Origin of the sequence: Serratia sp. PAMC26656 (assembly GCF_016469055.2) — a bacterium.
Lineage (GTDB): Bacteria > Pseudomonadota > Gammaproteobacteria > Enterobacterales > Enterobacteriaceae > Serratia > Serratia plymuthica.
In genome coordinates this window covers 4,098,443-4,115,462 of record NZ_CP150486.1, presented here as the reverse complement: position 1 = coordinate 4,115,462, position 17,020 = coordinate 4,098,443, and the positions used below count along the sequence as shown (strand labels likewise).

Sequence of the window (17,020 nt, the reverse complement as noted above, 5' to 3'; positions counted from 1 at the left end):
CAGCGCAGGCAAACGTTTGCGAGTGGCTTGTGAACCAGCTCCGCTTTTTCGTCATCTATACTGTTATTCGAACTTTAGTTGATCCCGATCGGGCTATTGTGGGTGGCGCGGCCGGTAAAAGGAGTTATAATCCCGCGATTTTTTTGGCCGTCAACCACCTTAATAGGAGAAAAATGATGAAGATCGTTGAGGTGAAACACCCGCTGGTGAAACACAAGCTTGGTCTGATGCGTGAAAATGACATCAGCACCAAACGCTTCCGTGAGCTGGCCTCAGAAGTGGGTAGTTTGCTGACCTATGAAGCGACCGCCGATCTGGAGACGGAAAAAGTCACTATCGAAGGCTGGTGTGGGCCGGTTGAAATAGACCAGATTAAAGGGAAAAAAATTACCGTTGTGCCGATCCTGCGTGCAGGTCTGGGCATGATGGAAGGGGTGTTGGAGCACGTCCCGAGCGCGCGTATCAGCGTGGTTGGCGTTTACCGTGACGAAGAAACCCTGGAGCCGGTGCCGTATTTCCAAAAGCTGGTTTCCAATATCGAAGAGCGTTTGGCGCTGGTGGTTGACCCGATGCTGGCTACCGGCGGTTCGATGATCGCCACTATCGATCTGCTGAAGAAAGCCGGCTGCAACAGCATCAAGGTGCTGGTGCTGGTTGCGGCGCCGGAAGGGATCGCTGCGCTGGAGAAAGCGCATCCGGACGTCGAGCTGTACACCGCCTCCATCGACCAATGTCTGAACGAGAAAGGATACATCGTGCCGGGCCTGGGTGATGCCGGCGACAAGATATTTGGTACCAAGTAAGAAATTTAGCCGACTTAATGAGTCGGCTTTTTTATGCATAAAACATATCTGTCCCCTAAATAATTGATGTTGCATCAAGGCGGCAAGCGAGAGAATTCCGATGAGCTTACTTAGGTAAGTGATTCGGGTGAGTGAGCGTAGCCAACGCAGAGGCAGCGGCAAGTAGGACGGGGATAGCAGAGGAAAACACCCATGACCCGTCGCGTCATTGGCGTCAGCGAACGCCCGCCGCTACTGCAGACCATTCCGCTCAGCTTCCAGCATCTTTTCGCCATGTTTGGCGCTACCGTGCTGGTGCCCATTCTGTTCAAGATCAACCCGGCGACGGTGCTGCTGTTCAACGGCGTCGGCACGCTGCTGTATCTGTTTATCTGCAAGGGCAAGATCCCGGCCTATCTCGGTTCAAGCTTTGCGTTTATCTCACCGGTGCTGCTGCTGTTGCCGCTGGGTTATGAGGTGGCGCTGGGCGGTTTCATCATGTGCGGCGTGCTGTTTTGCCTGGTGGCGCTGATCGTCAAAAAAGCCGGTACCGGCTGGCTGGATGTGGTATTCCCGCCGGCGGCGATGGGGGCGATTGTTGCCGTTATCGGCCTGGAGCTGGCGGGCGTGGCGGCCAATATGGCGGGTCTGTTGCCGGCCGAGGGCACCAATGCGGATACCACTACCGTAACCATTTCGCTGGTGACGCTGGGCGTGACCATTCTGGGCTCGGTGCTGTTCCGCGGTTTTCTGGCGATAATCCCGATCCTGATTGGCGTTCTGGTGGGGTATGCGCTGTCGTTCTTTATGGGCGTGGTGGATTTGACGCCAATCCGCGAGGCGCACTGGTTTGCACTGCCGACTTTCTATACCCCGCGTTTTGAATGGTTCGCCATCTTCACCATCTTGCCGGCTGCGCTGGTGGTGATCGCCGAGCACGTTGGGCATCTGGTCGTGACCGCAAATATCGTGAAGAAAGACCTGCTCCGCGATCCGGGCCTGCATCGCTCGATGTTTGCCAACGGTATCTCGACGGTGATTTCCGGTTTCTTCGGCTCAACGCCGAACACCACCTACGGCGAGAATATCGGCGTGATGGCGATCACCAAGGTTTACAGTACCTGGGTGATCGGCGGCGCGGCCATTCTGGCGATTCTGCTTTCCTGCGTCGGCAAGCTGGCTGCGGCCATCCAGGCGGTGCCTGTACCGGTGATGGGGGGCGTTTCACTGTTGTTGTATGGGGTGATCGGGGCTTCCGGCATTCGCGTGCTGATTGAATCCAAAGTGGATTACAACAAGGCGCAGAACCTGATCCTGACGTCGGTGATCCTGATTATCGGCGTTAGCGGCGCCAAGGTGCATATCGGGGCGGCGGAGCTGAAGGGCATGGCGCTGGCGACTATCGTCGGTATCGGCCTCAGCCTGCTGTTCAAGGTCATCAGCCTGTACCGCAAGGAAGAAGAGGTGATCGACGCACCGGATGAATCGGCACCACGGAAGTAAATAAAAACGGGCAGCCAAATGGCTGCCCGTTTCGTTAATGCGTCATCCGTTAACTGCGGATTTTACGGTAAACGAACAGCACCACGATAGCGCCGATCACCGCCACCACGAAGCTGCCGAAGTTGAAACCGTCAACTCTGCCATAACCAAAGAAGGTGCTGATGTAGCCACCGACCACGGCGCCGACAATACCCAACACGATGGTCAGAATAAAACCGCCACCGTCTTTGCCTGGCATGATCCACTTGGCTAAAATACCGGCGATGAGGCCGAAGATAATCCAGGAAATAATCCCCATTTACTGCTCCTTACTTTGCTTTTGAGACTCGATTTTTATTACTGCTGCTTGGCCGGCGGGGTGTTTTCTGTCCCCGCAGCGTTGGCATCATTTTTTAATTCTTCCGCTTTGTTCTCAGCGCTGTTTTTAATGGCTTCGGTTTTCGCTTTGGCTTCTTCGGTCAGATCCTTGGCGCCACTGATGGCATCGTTTTTAATGGATTTAGCCTGCTCGACCAACTGTTGGCTTTGTTGGGTGGCGTCATTCTTGATGGCGTCGGCTTTGGCCTTGGCATCATTGGTGATCGCTTCCGCCTGCTTGGAGGCGTCGTCTTTAATGGCTGAAGCCTTGTCTTTAAGCTGGTCAGCCTGAGTGGACGCCTCTTTTTTGATGTCTTTAGCGGTAGCTTCCGCTTTATCGGTCAGATCGTCCGCTTTTTTCTGTGCGGCGTCTTTCATCTGATCTGCGCTGTCTTTGGCTTTCTCAAGATTGGCGTCGACCTTGGATGAGTCATCACAGCCGGCAACCAACAGCCCAATGATTGAGGCCAAAAGCACTTTATTCCATACTTTCATTGTCTATGTCCTTGTAGAAACCTTGTTTATGGTGACTGCATTTCGCCTTTCTATACTAGGATAATCCTTGGATAAAATACAAATTTCACCCGCAATGGCAATGCGTTGGTTTGCCGCCAGTGGGGCCCCGTTGCTCACTATTGCGGCATAAAATCCTGCCGGTTCAACAGAGCCCGCTTTCTGTGATAGACTTACCGCGTTTTCCTGCCAGTTTTGGTTGAGGTGCTTCCCTGAATACGCCGGCACAGCTGTCACTGCCACTTTATCTTCCCGATGATGAAACTTTTGCCAGTTTTTATCCGGGCGAGAACCCATCCCTATTAGCCGCGATCCAGTCCGCCGTTCGTCAGGAACATGGCAGTTATATCTATTTCTGGTCTCGCGAGGGCGGTGGGCGCAGTCACCTGTTGCATGCGGCCTGTGCGGAGCTTTCACAGCGTGGTGAAGCGGTGGGCTATGTCCCGCTGGATAAGCGCGCTTATTTCGTGCCTGAAGTGCTGGATGGCATGGAGCAGTTGGCTCTGGTGTGCATCGACAATATTGAATGCATCGCAGGCGACGAAGAGTGGGAAATGGCGATCTTTAATCTCTACAACCGCATTCTGGAAACCGGCCGCACGCGCCTGTTTATTACCGGCGATCGCCCGCCGCGTCAATTGAACCTCCATCTGCCTGACCTGGCTTCGCGCCTCGACTGGGGGCAAATCTACAAGCTGCAACCGCTGTCGGATGAAGAGAAACTGCAGGCTTTGCAACTGCGCGGTAAACTGCGTGGGTTTGAACTGCCGGAAGACGTAGGCCGTTTCCTGTTGAAACGGTTGGATCGTGAGATGCGCACATTGTTTACTACGCTGGATCAGCTCGATCGCGCCTCTATCACTGCCCAGCGTAAGCTGACCATCCCGTTCGTCAAAGAAATTCTGGGGTTGTAGAAAATAATATTGGGCACGATAGATAAATATCGCACCCAAGTGTGAAACTACAATATCTCCAGCACCTGCTCCGGCGGCCGGCCGATACGCGCTTTGCTGCCTTTGACCACGATAGGGCGTTCGATCAGCTTCGGATGCTCCACCATTGCCGCCAGCAATTGCGTTTCGCTCAGGGTTTCATCCGCCAGCTTCAGTTCTTTGTACAGATCCTCTTTTTTACGCATCAACTCGCGTGCGGAACTGAAACCCAGTTCCTTCAGCAGTTTCTTCAGCGCGTCTGCCGACGGCGGCGTTTCCAGATACAGCACCACTTCAGGCGTTACGCCATGCTGTTCCAGCAGCGCCAGGGTCTCGCGGCTCTTGGAGCAGCGCGGGTTGTGGTAAATAGTGACGTTTTTCATTTAATTCATCCTTATGAAAATCAGCCGCGCTGGTACTGGCGGAAACGCTCTTGCAACTGGCGCAGCTGGTCGATGCGCGCATCATAACGCGCCTGTTTCAGGCTGCCGAGTTTTTGCAGAGAGCTGGCGTTGCTGAGCAGGCCGATCGCCTGATCTAGGCGGCCGGTTAGCGCCAGGCTTTCGGCGCGGGCGGACAGCTCTTCATCGCGCAGCCCCTGTGCGGCGCTGGCCTGTGCCAGCAGATCCCAGGCGTTGGGATCGTCCGGATGGGCGAAGGTGTAGCGGTTAAGTATTTTTGACGCCTGCGCCGGTTGGTTGCCTTCCACATAGGCGTTGGCCAGATTGAGCTGCAGCACCGGGTTGTTGCTCTGTGCTGCGTTGGCGGCCTGTAGCCGCGCAATGGCCTGCGGCGCGCGTTTCTGACCGAGATCGATGTCGGTCATCAGATCGAGCAGCCAGACGTTTTTCGGATCTTGCGTCAGCAGCGGCTGCAGGATGTTACGGGCATCGTCGTATTTTTTCGCTTCATAGAACAGGATGGCGCGGCCGTATTTGGCGGCCATTTGCTCGCGTACGTTGCCTTTGCTGTAGGCGTCGAGCAGCTCTTCATTCAGGCTGTAGCCTTCCGTGCTGTACATGCCCAGCGAACGTACCTTGGCCATCAGGTAATCCTGCGTGGACTGCACCAGGTGCTTGGGCATTTGGTTGGCGCGGTTGCGCGCATCGGACAGGCGGCTGTCGGGCAAGGGGTGTGTCAGCAGCATTTCCGGCGGCTTGGAGGCATAGCGCGATTGGTCGGACAGTTTCTGCAAGAAGTTGGGCATCGCTTCCGGATCGAACCCGGCGCGTTGCAGCACCTGAATGCCGATACGGTCGGCTTCCTGCTCATTCGATTGGGTAAAGCTGATCATGCCCTGCTGGGTGCCGGCCAGCGTGCCGCTCAGCGCCGCCATGCCCATGGTCGGGTTGGCCATCGCCAGCAGGATCGAGCCGAGAGCGCCTACCCAGGTCAGCGGGGCATTGCGCTGCTGGTCTTCCATCGCCCGCGCCAGATGGCGCTGGGTAACGTGCGAGATTTCATGCGCCAGCACCGAAGCCAGTTGGCTTTCGTTGTCGGTTTCACGGAACAGGGCGGAGTGCAGCACCACGTTGCCGCCAAAAAAGGCGAAGGCGTTGATTTCGTCGTTGCGCACCAGATAGAAATGGAACGGAGTACGCACCGAATAGGCGCTCGCCACCAGCCGGTTGCCCAACTGGTTGATGTATTGGGTCAGCAGCGGATCGTTGATCAGGGGCGCGCTGGCGCGTAACTGGCGCACATAGAAATCCCCCATCGCCAGCTCCTGGCCGATGCTCAGGGTGCCGCCCGCAGAGGTGCCCATGTCCGGCAGTTGATCCTGGGTTTCCGCCTTCGCCGGCGCCATCGCCGTGGCGTTGAGCGCGCCGAGCAACAGTACTGCAATTACTGTTTTGGTCAACCGGGTGGTCATAGTCAGGCCTTTCCCTTAAATAGTCATCTCTAAGACGTCAGCATCACATAAGAGTTCTTCTTCCGTGCCGGGCTTGCCAAAACAATCGACGCGAAAGTGCGGTGGCTCACAAAATGGCGCATTGCGGCGCCATTTAAACAGATCACATCATAGTCAGCCGCAGGCGACAATGAAACTTCCGTCAGGGAATAACCGGGCAAAAAAGTTTTATTTTTCATTTCTGAATCCTCGCTTTTATCTCGCTCTGCCCGCCGTTCCCTTTTCGATTGATTCAGGCTGCACGATAAAACAAGGATCAAGTTTGTCCGTGTTTTATTGACAAGATAAACGGAGACTCATATAGTCTGTGTTATTGAAGGCCACATCATACTGAAGATTCAAAAATGGCGTACATCACAACCAGCGTTGAATATGGTATCCACTGTTTGCTCTGGCTGGTCGGCGATAACCAGCGCGCCCTCAGCAGCCGAGAACTGGCAGAATTGCAGGGCGTTTCCCCCAGCTTCCTCGCCAAAATTTTTCCCAAACTCGAAAAGGCGGGGATCGTTGCGGCCAGCGAAGGGGTGCGCGGCGGCTACCGGCTGGCGCGCCCGGCGGATGAAATCAGTTTTCTGGAAATCATTGACGCCATTGAAGGGCACAAGCCCTTGTTCGACTGCCAGGAAGTGCGTGGCCGCTGCGCCGTATTCGACAATTCGCCGCCCGACTGGGCGGTTTCCGGTAAATGCGCGATCCACGCGGTGATGCTTCAGGCGGAAAAAGCCATGCGCGACGCCCTGGCGGCGCAAACTCTGGGTGCCGTTGCCACGCGTTTTGGCCGCAAGGCACCGCAAGGCTTCTTCAGCGAGGTGAATATCTGGATCGATGAACGCATGACCGGGCGCACCACCCGCAGCGGCAAACCGGCGCGCACCAAGCCCTAACATCGCCGCAGTACTTCCTTAAAAAGACACTTTTTTCCCGCCTCTCCGGAAGAGGCGGGGGCCTCTCTGCGCCCTGTTGACGGGCGGCGGAGCTGCGCCGTTCGTCCGGAAAACGTCACGGGCAGCCTGAAGGCCCGGTTATCTATCTTTGAAGGAGTAAACCAATGACGCAGAAAATAGTGATCGCCGGTTCGGGTTTTGCCGGGTTTTGGGCTGCCGTTTCCGCCATGCGCGCCATCACGCTTGCCGGTAAAACCGGGGCGATTGAGGTGACGATGGTGTCGCCGACGCCAAATGTCACCATACGACCACGCCTCTATGAAGCGGTGCTGGAAAACATGAACCCGGACATTTCCTCCCAGCTTGCCGCCGTCGGCGTGCATCATCTGGCGGGGCTGGTGGAAGAGATCGATACCCTGAGTCAATCGCTGGTGGTTCAACAGGCCGACGGGCAAAAAATCTCCCTGGTTTATGACCGTTTTGTACTGGCGACCGGCAGCCGGCTGTTTGTTCCTGCGGTGCCGGGGTTTGCAGAATACGGTTTCAACGTGGATACGCTGGAAAACGCGCGGCGCCTGGATACCCATTTAAAAACGCTGAGCAATAAAGCGGAAACCTCGGCGCGCAATAGCGTCGTGGTGGTTGGCGGCGGGTTGACCGGGCTGGAAAGTGCCGCCGAGATGCCAATGCGGCTACGCGACATTTTGGGCAGCCAAGCGGATATTCGCGTGGTGATTGTTGATACCGCGCCAGAGGTCGGTGCCGGAATGGGCGCTGAACCTGCCGCAGTGATCCAGCAGGCGCTGGCCGAGTGCGGCGTCGAGTCGCGGGCCGGGGGGCGGGTTACTGCGATGGATGCGGACAGCGTTACGTTGTCGAACGGCGAACGCATCGCGACCAATACGGTGATACTGGCTGCGGGCATGCGTGCGCATCCGCTCACTGCGCAGATCCCCGGCGAACGCGACGGCAGCGGGAGGGTGATCGGCGATGCGTTCCTGCGTGCACCGGCGGCGGCGGGCGTCTTTGTGACCGGGGATACGGTGAAAGCAGCGACCGACGATTGCGGCAACTACAACGTGATGTCCTGCCAGCACGCCATGAGCCTCGGCCGCGTTGCCGGCCATAACGCGGCGGCAGAACTGACGGGGCTGCCGGTACACCCTTACAGCCAGCCGAAATATGTCACTTGTCTTGATCTTGGCCCTTGGGGGGCGCTCTACACCGAAGGGTGGGATCGTCAGGTACGCTTCACCCGGCAGGAGGGCAAAAAGATTAAGCAGGAGATTAATACGCAGTGGATCTATCCACCGGCGCCGGACCGCGATGCGCTTTTCGCCGTTGCCAATCCGGACTTTGTGATTGTGCCCTGAGCCACAGGCGGGAGCGGAGACGCTCCCGTTTTATTGCCGGTTTCCCGCGGGTAAAAAAGAACGCGGCCAAACCCCGGTTTTTATCCTCGGCACTGTTATCGCTCCAGCCACTCGATCGCCAATTCGCGCGCTTCATCCAGGCCGACATCCCGGCCTTCGCGGGTAATCGCCATTTTGAGCTCATTAATCACGTCCGCTTTTTGCGTTTGACGCTCTTCATTGGCCAATGCCAGGAAGGCATCGCCTACCACCGTGCAGATGCCGATGTATAAGGCTTTTGAATCCTCGAAACCACTGCTCATTACTGTTTCCTCTTGGGGTTGATTTGAATCTACAACGGCAGAAAAGGCCGGTCTTGCACCACGCTTTTCATGACCAGTGTGGAGGTAAGGCGCTGTACGCCGGGCAGGGCGGAAAGCCGTTCGTCGTAAAGCCGCTGAAAAGCCGGCAGATCGCGGGCGATGACGTGCAGCAGATAATCGGGGTCGCCGAACAGCCGCTGCGCCTGGACAACCTGGGGAATGTCCAGCATGGCATTCTCGAAGGCTTCAACGGCCTGGCGATCCCCTTCCCGCATAGTGACAAATACCAACGCAGAAAAGTTAAAGCCAAGGCAGCCGGGATCGAGATGCGCGCGGTAGCCTCTGATCACCCCAGATTGCTCCAGAGCGCGTACCCGGCGATGGCAGGGGGAAACGCTGAGCCCGATCCGGTCAGCCAATTCGGTAACGGAAAGACGCCCATCGAACTGGAGTTCAGCAAGGATTTTGCGGTCGATCTTATCCATTTGGAAGAATTTCCCTCAATCTGCAATTTATACGCAAATAATTGAAACCACATTCTAACAACTTGGGGATATTCTTTTCAATAATTGAACAATTTTGAACATTACTGGCTTTTGGAACCTGAAAGCCGTGTCCTGTGGAGGAAAGTGAAGTGATAAAACGGATAAGCCAATGCACCGCGCTTCGGTGGCCGCAAAAGGCATCGCGCACATGACGCCGGCTATTTTTGCCGCCTTCTGGGCGGTATCCATGCTGTTTGTCATTACGCCGGGGCTGGACTGGGCATATATCATATCGGCAGGCATACGCGGCCGGGTGGTGGTGCCTGCGGTGGCGGGCCTGCTGTTGGGGCATCTGATGGCGATAGCGATCGTGGCGGCCGGCGTGGGCGCGCTGGTGGCGGGCAATCCGCTGGCCCTTACGGTGCTGACTCTGATTGGCGCGGCTTATCTGTTGTGGATCGGTTTCAACATGCTGCTTCATCCCCCCGCGCCCAGCGCGGGTGAAGGGCAGCCGTCCGGCTCCTGGCTGCGTTGGGCCGGTAAAGGGATTTGCATCAGCGGCCTGAATCCCAAGGTTTTTCTGTTGTTTTTGGCGCTGTTGCCGCAGTTCACCGATGCCAATGCCGCCTGGTCGATTCCGATGCAGATCCTTGCGTTGGGTTTGTTGCATCTGGTGAGTTGTGGGCTGGTTTATCTGCTGGTGGGATGGGGGTCGCAGTCCCTGTTGCAGACGCGTCCGCAGGCCGCCCGTGTCGTCAGCCGCATTTCCGGCGTTGCCATGCTGTTTATTGCCATCGGTTTGCTCGCCGGGCAGGCGTTCAAATAAAAAGGGGGGAATGCGACTTCCCCCCTTCAATACAGACTCGTTAACGACGGGTCTATTACGCCGTTAGCTGGCCGTGGCGTGAGTTACGCGAACCGGCACCGATTTATAAGACGGGGTACCGCTTTCCTTGTCGATATAATCCAGCGGAACCAGAACGTTCGCCTCAGGGTAATAGGCGCCGACGGAGCCTGGGGCGATGTTGTAGGAGATCACTGTGATATTTTCCAGCCGCAGTTTGCGCCCTGCCACCACGGTTTCGATATCCACCAGATCACCATGTTCCAGGCCCCGCTTCTCGAGATCGATGTCGTGCATGAACAGAACATCGCGACGGCCAAATACGCCTCTGTAACGGTCATCCATTGCGTAAATAGTGGTGTTGTACTGGTCATGGCTGCGCAGGGTGATTAGACGCAGCACGTCGTCGCCCTGGACGTCGGCATCTTCTTCTACGCCGCTGAACACCGAGAACATGGCTTTGCCGGTTGGCGTCGGCCATATGCGCTCGGTTGGCGGCAGCGGCATACGGAACCCACCGGGCTGTGCGATACGCTCATTGTATTTATCGAAACCGGGAATGGTTTTTTCAATCAGATCGCGAATGATGCTGTAATCGGCCACCAGTTCCATCCAGGGCACCTTACTGTCCTGCAGGGTTGCCTTGGCCATACCGGCGACGATCGCCGGCTCTGAAAGCAGGAACGGGGATGCCGGTTTCAGTTTGCCGGAAGAGGCGTGCACCATCGACATGGAATCCTCCACCGTGATCGACTGGCGACCGCTGTCTTGCATATCCAGTTCTGTACGCCCCAGGCAAGGCAGGATGTAGGTTTCCTTGGCTACCAGCAGGTGTGAGCGGTTCAGCTTGGTGCCGAGATGGACACTTAAATCCAACGATTTCATCGCCGGGAAGCACAGATTCGGGTCCGGCAAGGCCACGGCGAAGTTACCGCCAAGGCAAATCAGCGCCCTGGAGGTGCCTTCCACCATGGATTGCATACCTTTTACCGCATCATGCCCGTGCTCTTTCGGAGCGACAAAGCCGAACACGTTTTCCAGATTGGCCAGGAACTCTGGCGACGGTTTTTCAGTGATGCCGACGGTGCGGTTGCCCTGTACGTTGGAATGGCCGCGCAGCGGGCAGATCCCGGCGCCGGGTTTGCCGATATTGCCGCGCATTAACAGCAGATCGGCAATCAAACGTACGTTTGCCGTTCCTTTGTTGTGCTGGGTAATGCCCATGCCGTAAGTAATGATCGTGGCTTTGGATTTCGCATAGGCCAGCGCAACCTGCTCCAGATTTTCCTGAGTCAGGCCGCTCTCCGCTTCAATGTCTTTCCACGGGGTGGCGGCCAAATCCGTGGTGAATTGCTCGAAACCCTGGGTGTGTTCGGCAATGAAGTCACGATCGATAACGTTGCTGCCCGCACCCTGAGCGGCGTCATATTCCAACAGCGCCTTGGCGATCCCTTTCAATGCGGCGGCGTCGCCGCCGGCTTTAACCTGATAGTAGGTTGAAGCGATATTGGTGGAGCTGTAGGTCGCCATCTCGATAACGTTTTGCGGATCGGCAAAGCGCTCGAGCGCGCGTTCACGCAGCGGGTTGAAGACGATAATCGGTATCTGGCGCCGCGCCAGTTCGTGCAGGGTACCCATCATGCGCGGGTGGTTGGTGCCCGGGTTGTGGCCAATGGAAATCACCAATTCGGTATTGTCGAAGTCATCCAATGACACCGTGCCCTTGCCGATACCGATGGATTGCGGCAGGCCAACGCTGGTCGGTTCATGACACATGTTGGAGCAATCCGGGAAGTTATTGGTACCGAATTCACGGGCAAACAGTTGGAACAGGTAGGCGGCTTCATTGGAGGCGCGGCCGGAGGTGTAGAACTCAACCTGGTCCGGCGACTGCATGCCGCGCAATAGTTCGCCGATGCGCTTGAAGGCATCTTCCCATTCGACCGGGCGCAGCGTATCGCTGGCGCTGTCGTAAACCAGCGGATGCGTCAGACGACCGTAGCCTTCCAGCTCAAAATCCGTTTTTTCCAGCAGGGAGGTCACTGTGTTGGCCGCCAGAAACTCCGGTGTTACCCGCTTGCTGGTGGCTTCCCAGGTGACCGCCTTGGCGCCGTTTTCGCAGAACTGGAAGGTCGAGTGGTGTTCTTTGTCAGGCCAGGCGCATCCGGGGCAGTCGAAGCCGTCCGGTTGGTTGGTGCGCATCAGCGTGACCGGCGCTTCGAAGGTTTCCATTTGTGTTTTCACGGCGATAGCCGTCGCTTTCAATGCGCCCCAGCCACCTGCCGGCCCATCATAGGGCCGTATTCCGGGAACGGCGCGTTTCTTCTTCATCATATGAACTCCTACCGCCCCTGAGTGGGCGATATCTTATTGAGACAGGTCTATTCGGCGTTCCCCTCGGGAGGCGGGATAACCGACAACTATTATTGCGGCCCAGCCTGAGTAACAGGCGGTTCTGGTGTTGCTCGCGGGTCTGCATTCTCCTTACTCATGGGGATCAGTTTGTGAAACACGACCTTGTCAGTTGTTTGATCATAGCCAATCTCGACGCTGTCGCCTGACTTCAGGTTGTCGGCAAGAATTTCCTTTGCCAATCGGGTTTCCACTTCCTCGCGGATCCGGCGTTTCAATTTACGGGCACCAAAATCAGGCTGATAGCCCACGTCCACCAGGTGTTCCACCAAAGAATCTGCAATATTGAGGGTGATATTCTGAGCCGCTGCCGTGCGCGTTAAATGCTCCAGCTGGATATTCACGATTAAACGAATTATTTTGCATCACTGTCACACGGCCAGAAGCCGGGCGAGCATGACAAATATCACATAAAATAGGCATGGTGAATTAACTCCTATCAAGTTAAAGCGATTTAACTTCAATAAAACAGGCGTTTTTAGATATGTCTGTTATTTATTTAATCTTCTCAGATTAAATAATGGTGTTGACGAATTTAATGCCAGCTCCTTATTGGTGGTGGTGAGTTAAGGCATCGTTACCACAATGCCAGATGACGAAATAAGGTGCATTCAGCATTTTTCAGTAAAATGCTGGATGCGTTACTCTTTAATTATCCTTGAATGATGTTTTCGCCAGTCGTGACGTTAATGACTATTGGGCGGCACACTGCGCGTCGACAAGGCTTCTAATAACGTCAGCGATGGAATAAAGAATAAACCGCCGGTGACGGCATGGCTGAAGTCGAGCAAACGGTCATAATTACCGGGTGGAAGGCCAATAATCATATTTTCAAGCATTTGTTCTATCGGCACCGGGGAGCGGGCATAGCCGATGAAGTAGGTGCCGAACTCGCCCATACCGGGTCTGCCAAACGGCATGTTATCGCGCAGGATCTTTACTTCGTTACCGTTCTCGTCTTCCAGCGTGGTGAGTGAGCTGTGGGATGAGGAAGGTTTTACGTCGGCATCCAGCTCAATATTGGATTGTTTATGGCGGCCGATAATGCCCTCTTGCTGTTCAATGGTCAGGGAATTCCAACCTTTCATATCATGCAGATATTTCTGCACCAAGGCATAGCTGCCGCCGGCAAAGGCGCGGTCTTCCTCACCCACCACGGTGAAGTCGATGGCTCCGCGGCCCTCAGGGTTTTCGGTTCCGTCGACAAAGCCGATAATCGCGCGCTGATCGAAATAACGGAAACCCTGAACTTCATCCACGACGGTGATGGCATCGCCGAGCTTATTCAGCAACTGGGTTGCCAGCTCAAAGCACAGATCCATTTCTTCGGCACGAATATGTAACAGAATGTCACCTGGCGTAGCGACGGCGACACGGCCACCGGATCCTATTTCACGAAAAGGATGCAATTGCGCCGGGCGCGGAAGGCCGAAAAGCGTATTCCAGGCGGTGGAACCGAAACCGCAGACGCATGACAGTCGTCCATCTGGCGATCTTTTCGCTACCGAACGCACCACTGCCGCCACGTCGGCACACCAGTTGCGTACGGTGTCGTGGTGTTCCGGCGTATTTGTTATTGTCGCGACAATGAAGATGGCACTGCGCGTAACAGGGCTAAAAACTGCCTGTGAATCATCATAATACGTGCTCATAAGTCGTCTACCATCCAGTAAAGGTTAAATATGATATTTAAAAAGCAACAATAACTGATGTAAAACGCATTAAATATAGAGCTACCTTTTTTACTTTGCATTGTCAATGTTGATACAACCTATTCCAAATAGCATATCAAAACTTAACAAGGTGCGTGATAGATTGTATCTATTGCGCAATAAAATTAACCAATTTGACGAAATGTTATTGGCAGGTAAAATTACTTCACAAAGCGAGGGAAACTGAGAAAAACCAAGAGATCATTAGTAGGAAAAGGGGAGTGGTAAGTTCAGAAGATATACCGTTAAAATTTAAAATAAAATCATCTGCGTCGACTGAGGCGTGTCGAGGCTAATTAATTATCCTGATTCCTCCCATGTTCGTGCCCATAAACTCACCCTTGGGGCATCCGCAGGCCTGTTTAGCTAAAAATACGGACAGGAAAAGAAAACTAAAAAATTACCGGGATTGTAAAACAAAAGAGCGGTATGAGGTTTTCCTCATTTTTTGCGCGGCTCATGTAAAGAGTGTGGCCCTGCTTTTTAATGGATAACGGGCAGTGACCTGGAATAGCAATATAACTCGTGGTTTATAAACTTATCAAAATGGTGATACACAGGGGTGAACGATGTTGGGATTAGATGCCTTCCATTTAGCGAGGATACAGTTTGCCTTTACTGTCTCCTTTCATATTATTTTTCCGGCTATTACCATCGGGCTCGCGAGTTTTCTGGCGGTGCTGGAAGGTTTGTGGCTGAAAACACGTAATGACACCTACCGCGAGCTTTATCATTTTTGGTCGAAGATATTTGCGGTCAATTTTGGTATGGGGGTGGTGTCAGGTCTGGTAATGGCTTACCAGTTTGGCACCAACTGGAGCGGTTTTTCGCAGTTCGCCGGCAGCATTACCGGGCCCTTATTGACCTATGAAGTGCTTACCGCTTTCTTCCTGGAGGCCGGTTTCCTCGGGGTTATGCTGTTTGGCTGGAACCGGGTAGGGCGCGGGCTGCATTTCTTTGCGACCTGTATGGTCGCACTGGGTACGCTCATCTCAACCTTTTGGATCCTGGCTTCGAACAGCTGGATGCACACGCCGCAAGGCTATGCGATCGAAAACGGTATTGTTGTCCCGGTCGACTGGCTGAAAATTATCTTTAACCCGTCATTCCCTTACCGTTTATTGCACATGTCTACCGCCGCTTTCCTGGCCAGCGCCTTCTTTGTCGGGGCATCGGCTGCGTGGCACCTGCTGCGGGGCAACGATTCACCGGCGGTGCGTAAAATGTTCTCCATGGCGCTCTGGATGGCGCTGTTTGTCGCCCCGATTCAAGCGGTAATCGGCGATGCTCACGGCTTGAATACCCTGGAGTATCAACCGGCGAAAATTGCCGCCATTGAAGGCCATTGGGAGAACCGGCCGGGTGAAGCCACGCCGCTGGTGCTGTTCGGCGTGCCGGATATGGAACAGGAAAAAACCCGCTACAAGCTGGAAATCCCTTATCTGGGCAGCCTGATCCTGACGCACAGTCTCGACAAGCAAGTGCCGGCGTTGAAAAGCTTCCCTAAGGAAGATCGCCCGAATTCCACCATCATCTTTTGGTCGTTCCGCGTGATGGCCGGTCTGGGCATGCTGATGATTCTGCTTGGCGTCGTCAGCGCATGGCTGCGTTGGAGAGGCCGTCTGTATCAGTCGCGTCCTTTTTTGTGGTTTGCGTTGTTAATGGGGCCTTCAGGCCTGATTGCGTTGTTGGCCGGGTGGTTCACCACTGAAATCGGTCGTCAGCCCTGGGTGGTCTATGGGGTGCAACGGACCCGCGACGCCGTTTCCGCGCACGGTGATATGCACATGAGCTTCAGCCTGCTGGCTTTTATCGCGGTGTATTGCTCGGTGTTCGGCGTCGGCTATATGTACCTGATGCGTCTGATCAAGAAAGGGCCGGGGAGCGACGATACGCATGGCGCCGTTGCCGACGGCACGCCGGCGCGTCCGCTGTCTGCGGTTCAGGATCCTTTGAACAAGCCGGAAGGGAGAAACTAACATGGGCATCGATCTTTCAATTATTTGGTTCACCATCATCGTATTCGCCACCTTGATGTATATCGTGATGGATGGCTTCGATCTCGGGATTGGTATCCTGTTTCCGTTCAATAAGGATGCCACCGAGCGCGACATGATGGTCAACACCGTGGCGCCGGTCTGGGACGGCAACGAAACCTGGTTGGTGTTGGGCGGCGCGGCGCTGTATGGCGCTTTCCCGCTGGCTTATGCCGTTATCACCGACGCGTTATCCATTCCGCTGACTGCGATGCTGATTGGCCTGATCTTTCGCGGCGTGGCGTTTGAATTCCGCTTCAAGGCCACGCCGGAGCATCGTCCGTTTTGGGACAAGGCGTTTATTGTCGGCTCGATCCTGGCGACCTTCAGCCAGGGGGTTGCCGTCGGGGCAATATTGAATGGCTTCGATGTCACCGGCCGCGTCTACAGCGGTTCGGCGCTGAGCTGGCTGGCGCCGTTCCCGCTGTTCTGCGGCCTCGGCCTGGTGGTCGCCTATGCGTTATTGGGCTGTACCTGGCTGATGATGAAAACGGAAGGGGCCTTGCACCGCAAGATGTCCGAGTTGGCGATCCCCTTGACGCTGGTGCTGCTGGCCGTCATTGCCATCATCAGCATCTGGACGCCGTTAGCGCACCAGGATATTGCCGCGCGCTGGTTCACCACGCCGAATATCTTCTTGTTCCTGCCGGTGCCGCTGTTGGTTCTGGCCTTTGCCTGGGGCATCGTGCGGGCGGCGTATAACCGCCGGGCCAGCTATGGTCCATTCCTGATGACCCTGGGCTTGATGTTTCTGGGTTTCAGCGGTCTGGGGATCAGCATTTGGCCGAATATCATCCCGCCGTCGATCTCCATCTGGCAGGCAGCGTCACCGCCTCAGAGCCAGGGCTTTATGCTGGTCGGCGGGTTGCTGATAATCCCGGTCATTCTGGCTTACACCTGCTGGAGCTATTACGTGTTCCGCGGAAAAATCAAACCGGACGAAGGTTACCATTGATCGATAACGTTGCCAGGA

General features: G+C 55.3%; 19 protein-coding genes. 8 read left to right on the top strand and 11 right to left on the bottom strand.

Going from position 1 to position 17,020, the window contains the following annotated elements; all coding sequences use genetic code 11:
• Positions 1–176: 176 nt before the first annotated feature.
• Both upp and uraA read left to right on the top strand, forming a co-directional pair.
• The gene (gene upp / locus JEM67_RS20415) at positions 177–803 is read left to right on the top strand and encodes a uracil phosphoribosyltransferase (protein WP_006316899.1); all 627 of its coding nucleotides are present in this window, start codon (positions 177–179) and stop codon (positions 801–803) included.
• 192 nt (positions 804–995) lie between these two features.
• Positions 996–2,285, top strand: coding sequence for a uracil permease (gene uraA, locus JEM67_RS20410; protein WP_199634691.1), 1,290 nt, complete (start codon positions 996–998; stop codon positions 2,283–2,285).
• Positions 2,286–2,334: 49 nt separating this feature from the next.
• Here the strand turns inward: uraA and JEM67_RS20405 are convergent, their stop codons facing one another.
• From JEM67_RS20405 to JEM67_RS20395, 3 genes are read right to left on the bottom strand one after another with little or no spacing between them, the layout of a single operon-like run.
• Positions 2,335–2,583: a GlsB/YeaQ/YmgE family stress response membrane protein gene (locus tag JEM67_RS20405; RefSeq protein WP_006316897.1), complete on the bottom strand. Its 249-nt coding sequence runs from the start codon at positions 2,581–2,583 to the stop codon at positions 2,335–2,337.
• 38 nt (positions 2,584–2,621) lie between these two features.
• Positions 2,622–3,137: an E3 ubiquitin--protein ligase gene (locus JEM67_RS20400; protein WP_199634690.1), complete on the bottom strand. Its 516-nt coding sequence runs from the start codon at positions 3,135–3,137 to the stop codon at positions 2,622–2,624.
• 3 nt (positions 3,138–3,140) lie between these two features.
• Positions 3,141–3,452, bottom strand: coding sequence for a hypothetical protein (locus tag JEM67_RS20395; protein ID WP_199634689.1), 312 nt, complete (start codon positions 3,450–3,452; stop codon positions 3,141–3,143).
• On the opposite strand from JEM67_RS20395, the gene hda reads away from it, so the two are divergent.
• A complete protein-coding gene (hda, locus tag JEM67_RS20390; protein WP_126484490.1) occupies positions 3,368–4,069 on the top strand; it encodes a DnaA inactivator Hda in 702 nt (233 codons plus the stop codon). The genes JEM67_RS20395 and hda overlap by 85 nt on opposite strands.
• A 47-nt stretch (positions 4,070–4,116) precedes the next feature.
• Here the strand turns inward: hda and arsC are convergent, their stop codons facing one another.
• The 3 genes from arsC to JEM67_RS20375 are packed head-to-tail and all read right to left on the bottom strand — an operon-like array spanning position 4,117 to position 6,178.
• Positions 4,117–4,470 carry an arsenate reductase (glutaredoxin) gene (gene arsC / locus JEM67_RS20385; protein ID WP_199634688.1) on the bottom strand — a complete coding sequence of 118 codons (354 nt, stop codon included), beginning with the start codon at positions 4,468–4,470 and terminating at the stop codon, positions 4,117–4,119.
• 20 nt (positions 4,471–4,490) lie between these two features.
• Positions 4,491–5,960 (bottom strand): beta-barrel assembly-enhancing protease, encoded by a 1,470-nt coding sequence (locus tag JEM67_RS20380; protein WP_199634687.1) that lies wholly within the window; start codon positions 5,958–5,960, stop codon positions 4,491–4,493.
• 29 nt (positions 5,961–5,989) lie between these two features.
• A complete protein-coding gene (locus JEM67_RS20375) occupies positions 5,990–6,178 on the bottom strand; it encodes a hypothetical protein (RefSeq protein WP_199634686.1) in 189 nt (62 codons plus the stop codon).
• Positions 6,179–6,343: 165 nt separating this feature from the next.
• On the opposite strand from JEM67_RS20375, the gene JEM67_RS20370 reads away from it, so the two are divergent.
• Positions 6,344–6,883, top strand: a complete 540-nt coding sequence (locus JEM67_RS20370; RefSeq protein ID WP_004951873.1) for an RrF2 family transcriptional regulator — start codon at positions 6,344–6,346, stop codon at positions 6,881–6,883.
• Between the two features lie 164 nt (positions 6,884–7,047).
• Positions 7,048–8,256: an NAD(P)/FAD-dependent oxidoreductase gene (locus tag JEM67_RS20365; RefSeq protein WP_199634685.1), complete on the top strand. Its 1,209-nt coding sequence runs from the start codon at positions 7,048–7,050 to the stop codon at positions 8,254–8,256.
• 95 nt (positions 8,257–8,351) lie between these two features.
• Here JEM67_RS20365 and JEM67_RS20360 read toward each other — a convergent pair whose 3' ends face one another.
• Together JEM67_RS20360 and JEM67_RS20355 are read right to left on the bottom strand one after the other, a co-directional pair.
• Positions 8,352–8,558, bottom strand: coding sequence for a DUF2767 family protein (locus JEM67_RS20360; RefSeq protein ID WP_199634684.1), 207 nt, complete (start codon positions 8,556–8,558; stop codon positions 8,352–8,354).
• 29 nt (positions 8,559–8,587) lie between these two features.
• Complete coding sequence (locus JEM67_RS20355) at positions 8,588–9,043, bottom strand: Lrp/AsnC family transcriptional regulator (protein ID WP_199634683.1); 456 nt, start codon at positions 9,041–9,043, stop codon at positions 8,588–8,590.
• Positions 9,044–9,251: 208 nt separating this feature from the next.
• On the opposite strand from JEM67_RS20355, the gene JEM67_RS20350 reads away from it, so the two are divergent.
• Positions 9,252–9,869 carry a LysE family translocator gene (locus JEM67_RS20350; protein ID WP_199634700.1) on the top strand — a complete coding sequence of 206 codons (618 nt, stop codon included), beginning with the start codon at positions 9,252–9,254 and terminating at the stop codon, positions 9,867–9,869.
• A 63-nt stretch (positions 9,870–9,932) separates the two neighbouring features.
• Here JEM67_RS20350 and JEM67_RS20345 read toward each other — a convergent pair whose 3' ends face one another.
• The 3 genes from JEM67_RS20345 to JEM67_RS20335 form a co-directional block, all read right to left on the bottom strand.
• The gene (locus JEM67_RS20345; RefSeq protein ID WP_199634682.1) at positions 9,933–12,221 is read right to left on the bottom strand and encodes an FdhF/YdeP family oxidoreductase; all 2,289 of its coding nucleotides are present in this window, start codon (positions 12,219–12,221) and stop codon (positions 9,933–9,935) included.
• A gap of 89 nt (positions 12,222–12,310) precedes the next feature.
• The gene (locus tag JEM67_RS20340) at positions 12,311–12,643 is read right to left on the bottom strand and encodes a hypothetical protein (protein ID WP_370576124.1); all 333 of its coding nucleotides are present in this window, start codon (positions 12,641–12,643) and stop codon (positions 12,311–12,313) included.
• Positions 12,644–12,985: 342 nt separating this feature from the next.
• Positions 12,986–13,951, bottom strand: a complete 966-nt coding sequence (locus tag JEM67_RS20335) for a Dyp-type peroxidase (RefSeq protein WP_199634681.1) — start codon at positions 13,949–13,951, stop codon at positions 12,986–12,988.
• Between the two features lie 629 nt (positions 13,952–14,580).
• Here JEM67_RS20335 and JEM67_RS20330 point away from each other — a divergent pair.
• Positions 14,581–15,990, top strand: coding sequence for a cytochrome ubiquinol oxidase subunit I (locus tag JEM67_RS20330; RefSeq protein WP_199634680.1), 1,410 nt, complete (start codon positions 14,581–14,583; stop codon positions 15,988–15,990).
• 1 nt (position 15,991) lies between these two features.
• Positions 15,992–17,002: a cytochrome d ubiquinol oxidase subunit II gene (cydB, locus tag JEM67_RS20325; RefSeq protein ID WP_199634679.1), complete on the top strand. Its 1,011-nt coding sequence runs from the start codon at positions 15,992–15,994 to the stop codon at positions 17,000–17,002.
• The last annotated feature ends 18 nt before the right edge of the window (positions 17,003–17,020 follow it).

Bases quoted from the DNA above. Each gene is read 5' to 3' on its own strand.
- upp (WP_006316899.1), top strand. From the start codon at position 177: ATGAAGATCGTTGAGGTGAAACACCCGCTGGTGAAACACAAGCTTGGT.
- uraA (WP_199634691.1), top strand. From the start codon at position 996: ATGACCCGTCGCGTCATTGGCGTCAGCGAACGCCCGCCGCTACTGCAG.
- JEM67_RS20405 (WP_006316897.1), bottom strand. From the start codon at position 2,583: ATGGGGATTATTTCCTGGATTATCTTCGGCCTCATCGCCGGTATTTTA.
- JEM67_RS20400 (WP_199634690.1), bottom strand. From the start codon at position 3,137: ATGAAAGTATGGAATAAAGTGCTTTTGGCCTCAATCATTGGGCTGTTG.
- JEM67_RS20395 (WP_199634689.1), bottom strand. From the start codon at position 3,452: ATGGGTTCTCGCCCGGATAAAAACTGGCAAAAGTTTCATCATCGGGAA.
- arsC (WP_199634688.1), bottom strand. From the start codon at position 4,470: ATGAAAAACGTCACTATTTACCACAACCCGCGCTGCTCCAAGAGCCGC.
- JEM67_RS20380 (WP_199634687.1), bottom strand. From the start codon at position 5,960: ATGACCACCCGGTTGACCAAAACAGTAATTGCAGTACTGTTGCTCGGC.
- JEM67_RS20375 (WP_199634686.1), bottom strand. From the start codon at position 6,178: ATGAAAAATAAAACTTTTTTGCCCGGTTATTCCCTGACGGAAGTTTCA.
- JEM67_RS20370 (WP_004951873.1), top strand. From the start codon at position 6,344: ATGGCGTACATCACAACCAGCGTTGAATATGGTATCCACTGTTTGCTC.
- JEM67_RS20365 (WP_199634685.1), top strand. From the start codon at position 7,048: ATGACGCAGAAAATAGTGATCGCCGGTTCGGGTTTTGCCGGGTTTTGG.
- JEM67_RS20360 (WP_199634684.1), bottom strand. From the start codon at position 8,558: ATGAGCAGTGGTTTCGAGGATTCAAAAGCCTTATACATCGGCATCTGC.
- JEM67_RS20355 (WP_199634683.1), bottom strand. From the start codon at position 9,043: ATGGATAAGATCGACCGCAAAATCCTTGCTGAACTCCAGTTCGATGGG.
- JEM67_RS20350 (WP_199634700.1), top strand. From the start codon at position 9,252: ATGACGCCGGCTATTTTTGCCGCCTTCTGGGCGGTATCCATGCTGTTT.
- JEM67_RS20345 (WP_199634682.1), bottom strand. From the start codon at position 12,221: ATGATGAAGAAGAAACGCGCCGTTCCCGGAATACGGCCCTATGATGGG.
- JEM67_RS20335 (WP_199634681.1), bottom strand. From the start codon at position 13,951: ATGAGCACGTATTATGATGATTCACAGGCAGTTTTTAGCCCTGTTACG.
- JEM67_RS20330 (WP_199634680.1), top strand. From the start codon at position 14,581: ATGTTGGGATTAGATGCCTTCCATTTAGCGAGGATACAGTTTGCCTTT.
- cydB (WP_199634679.1), top strand. From the start codon at position 15,992: ATGGGCATCGATCTTTCAATTATTTGGTTCACCATCATCGTATTCGCC.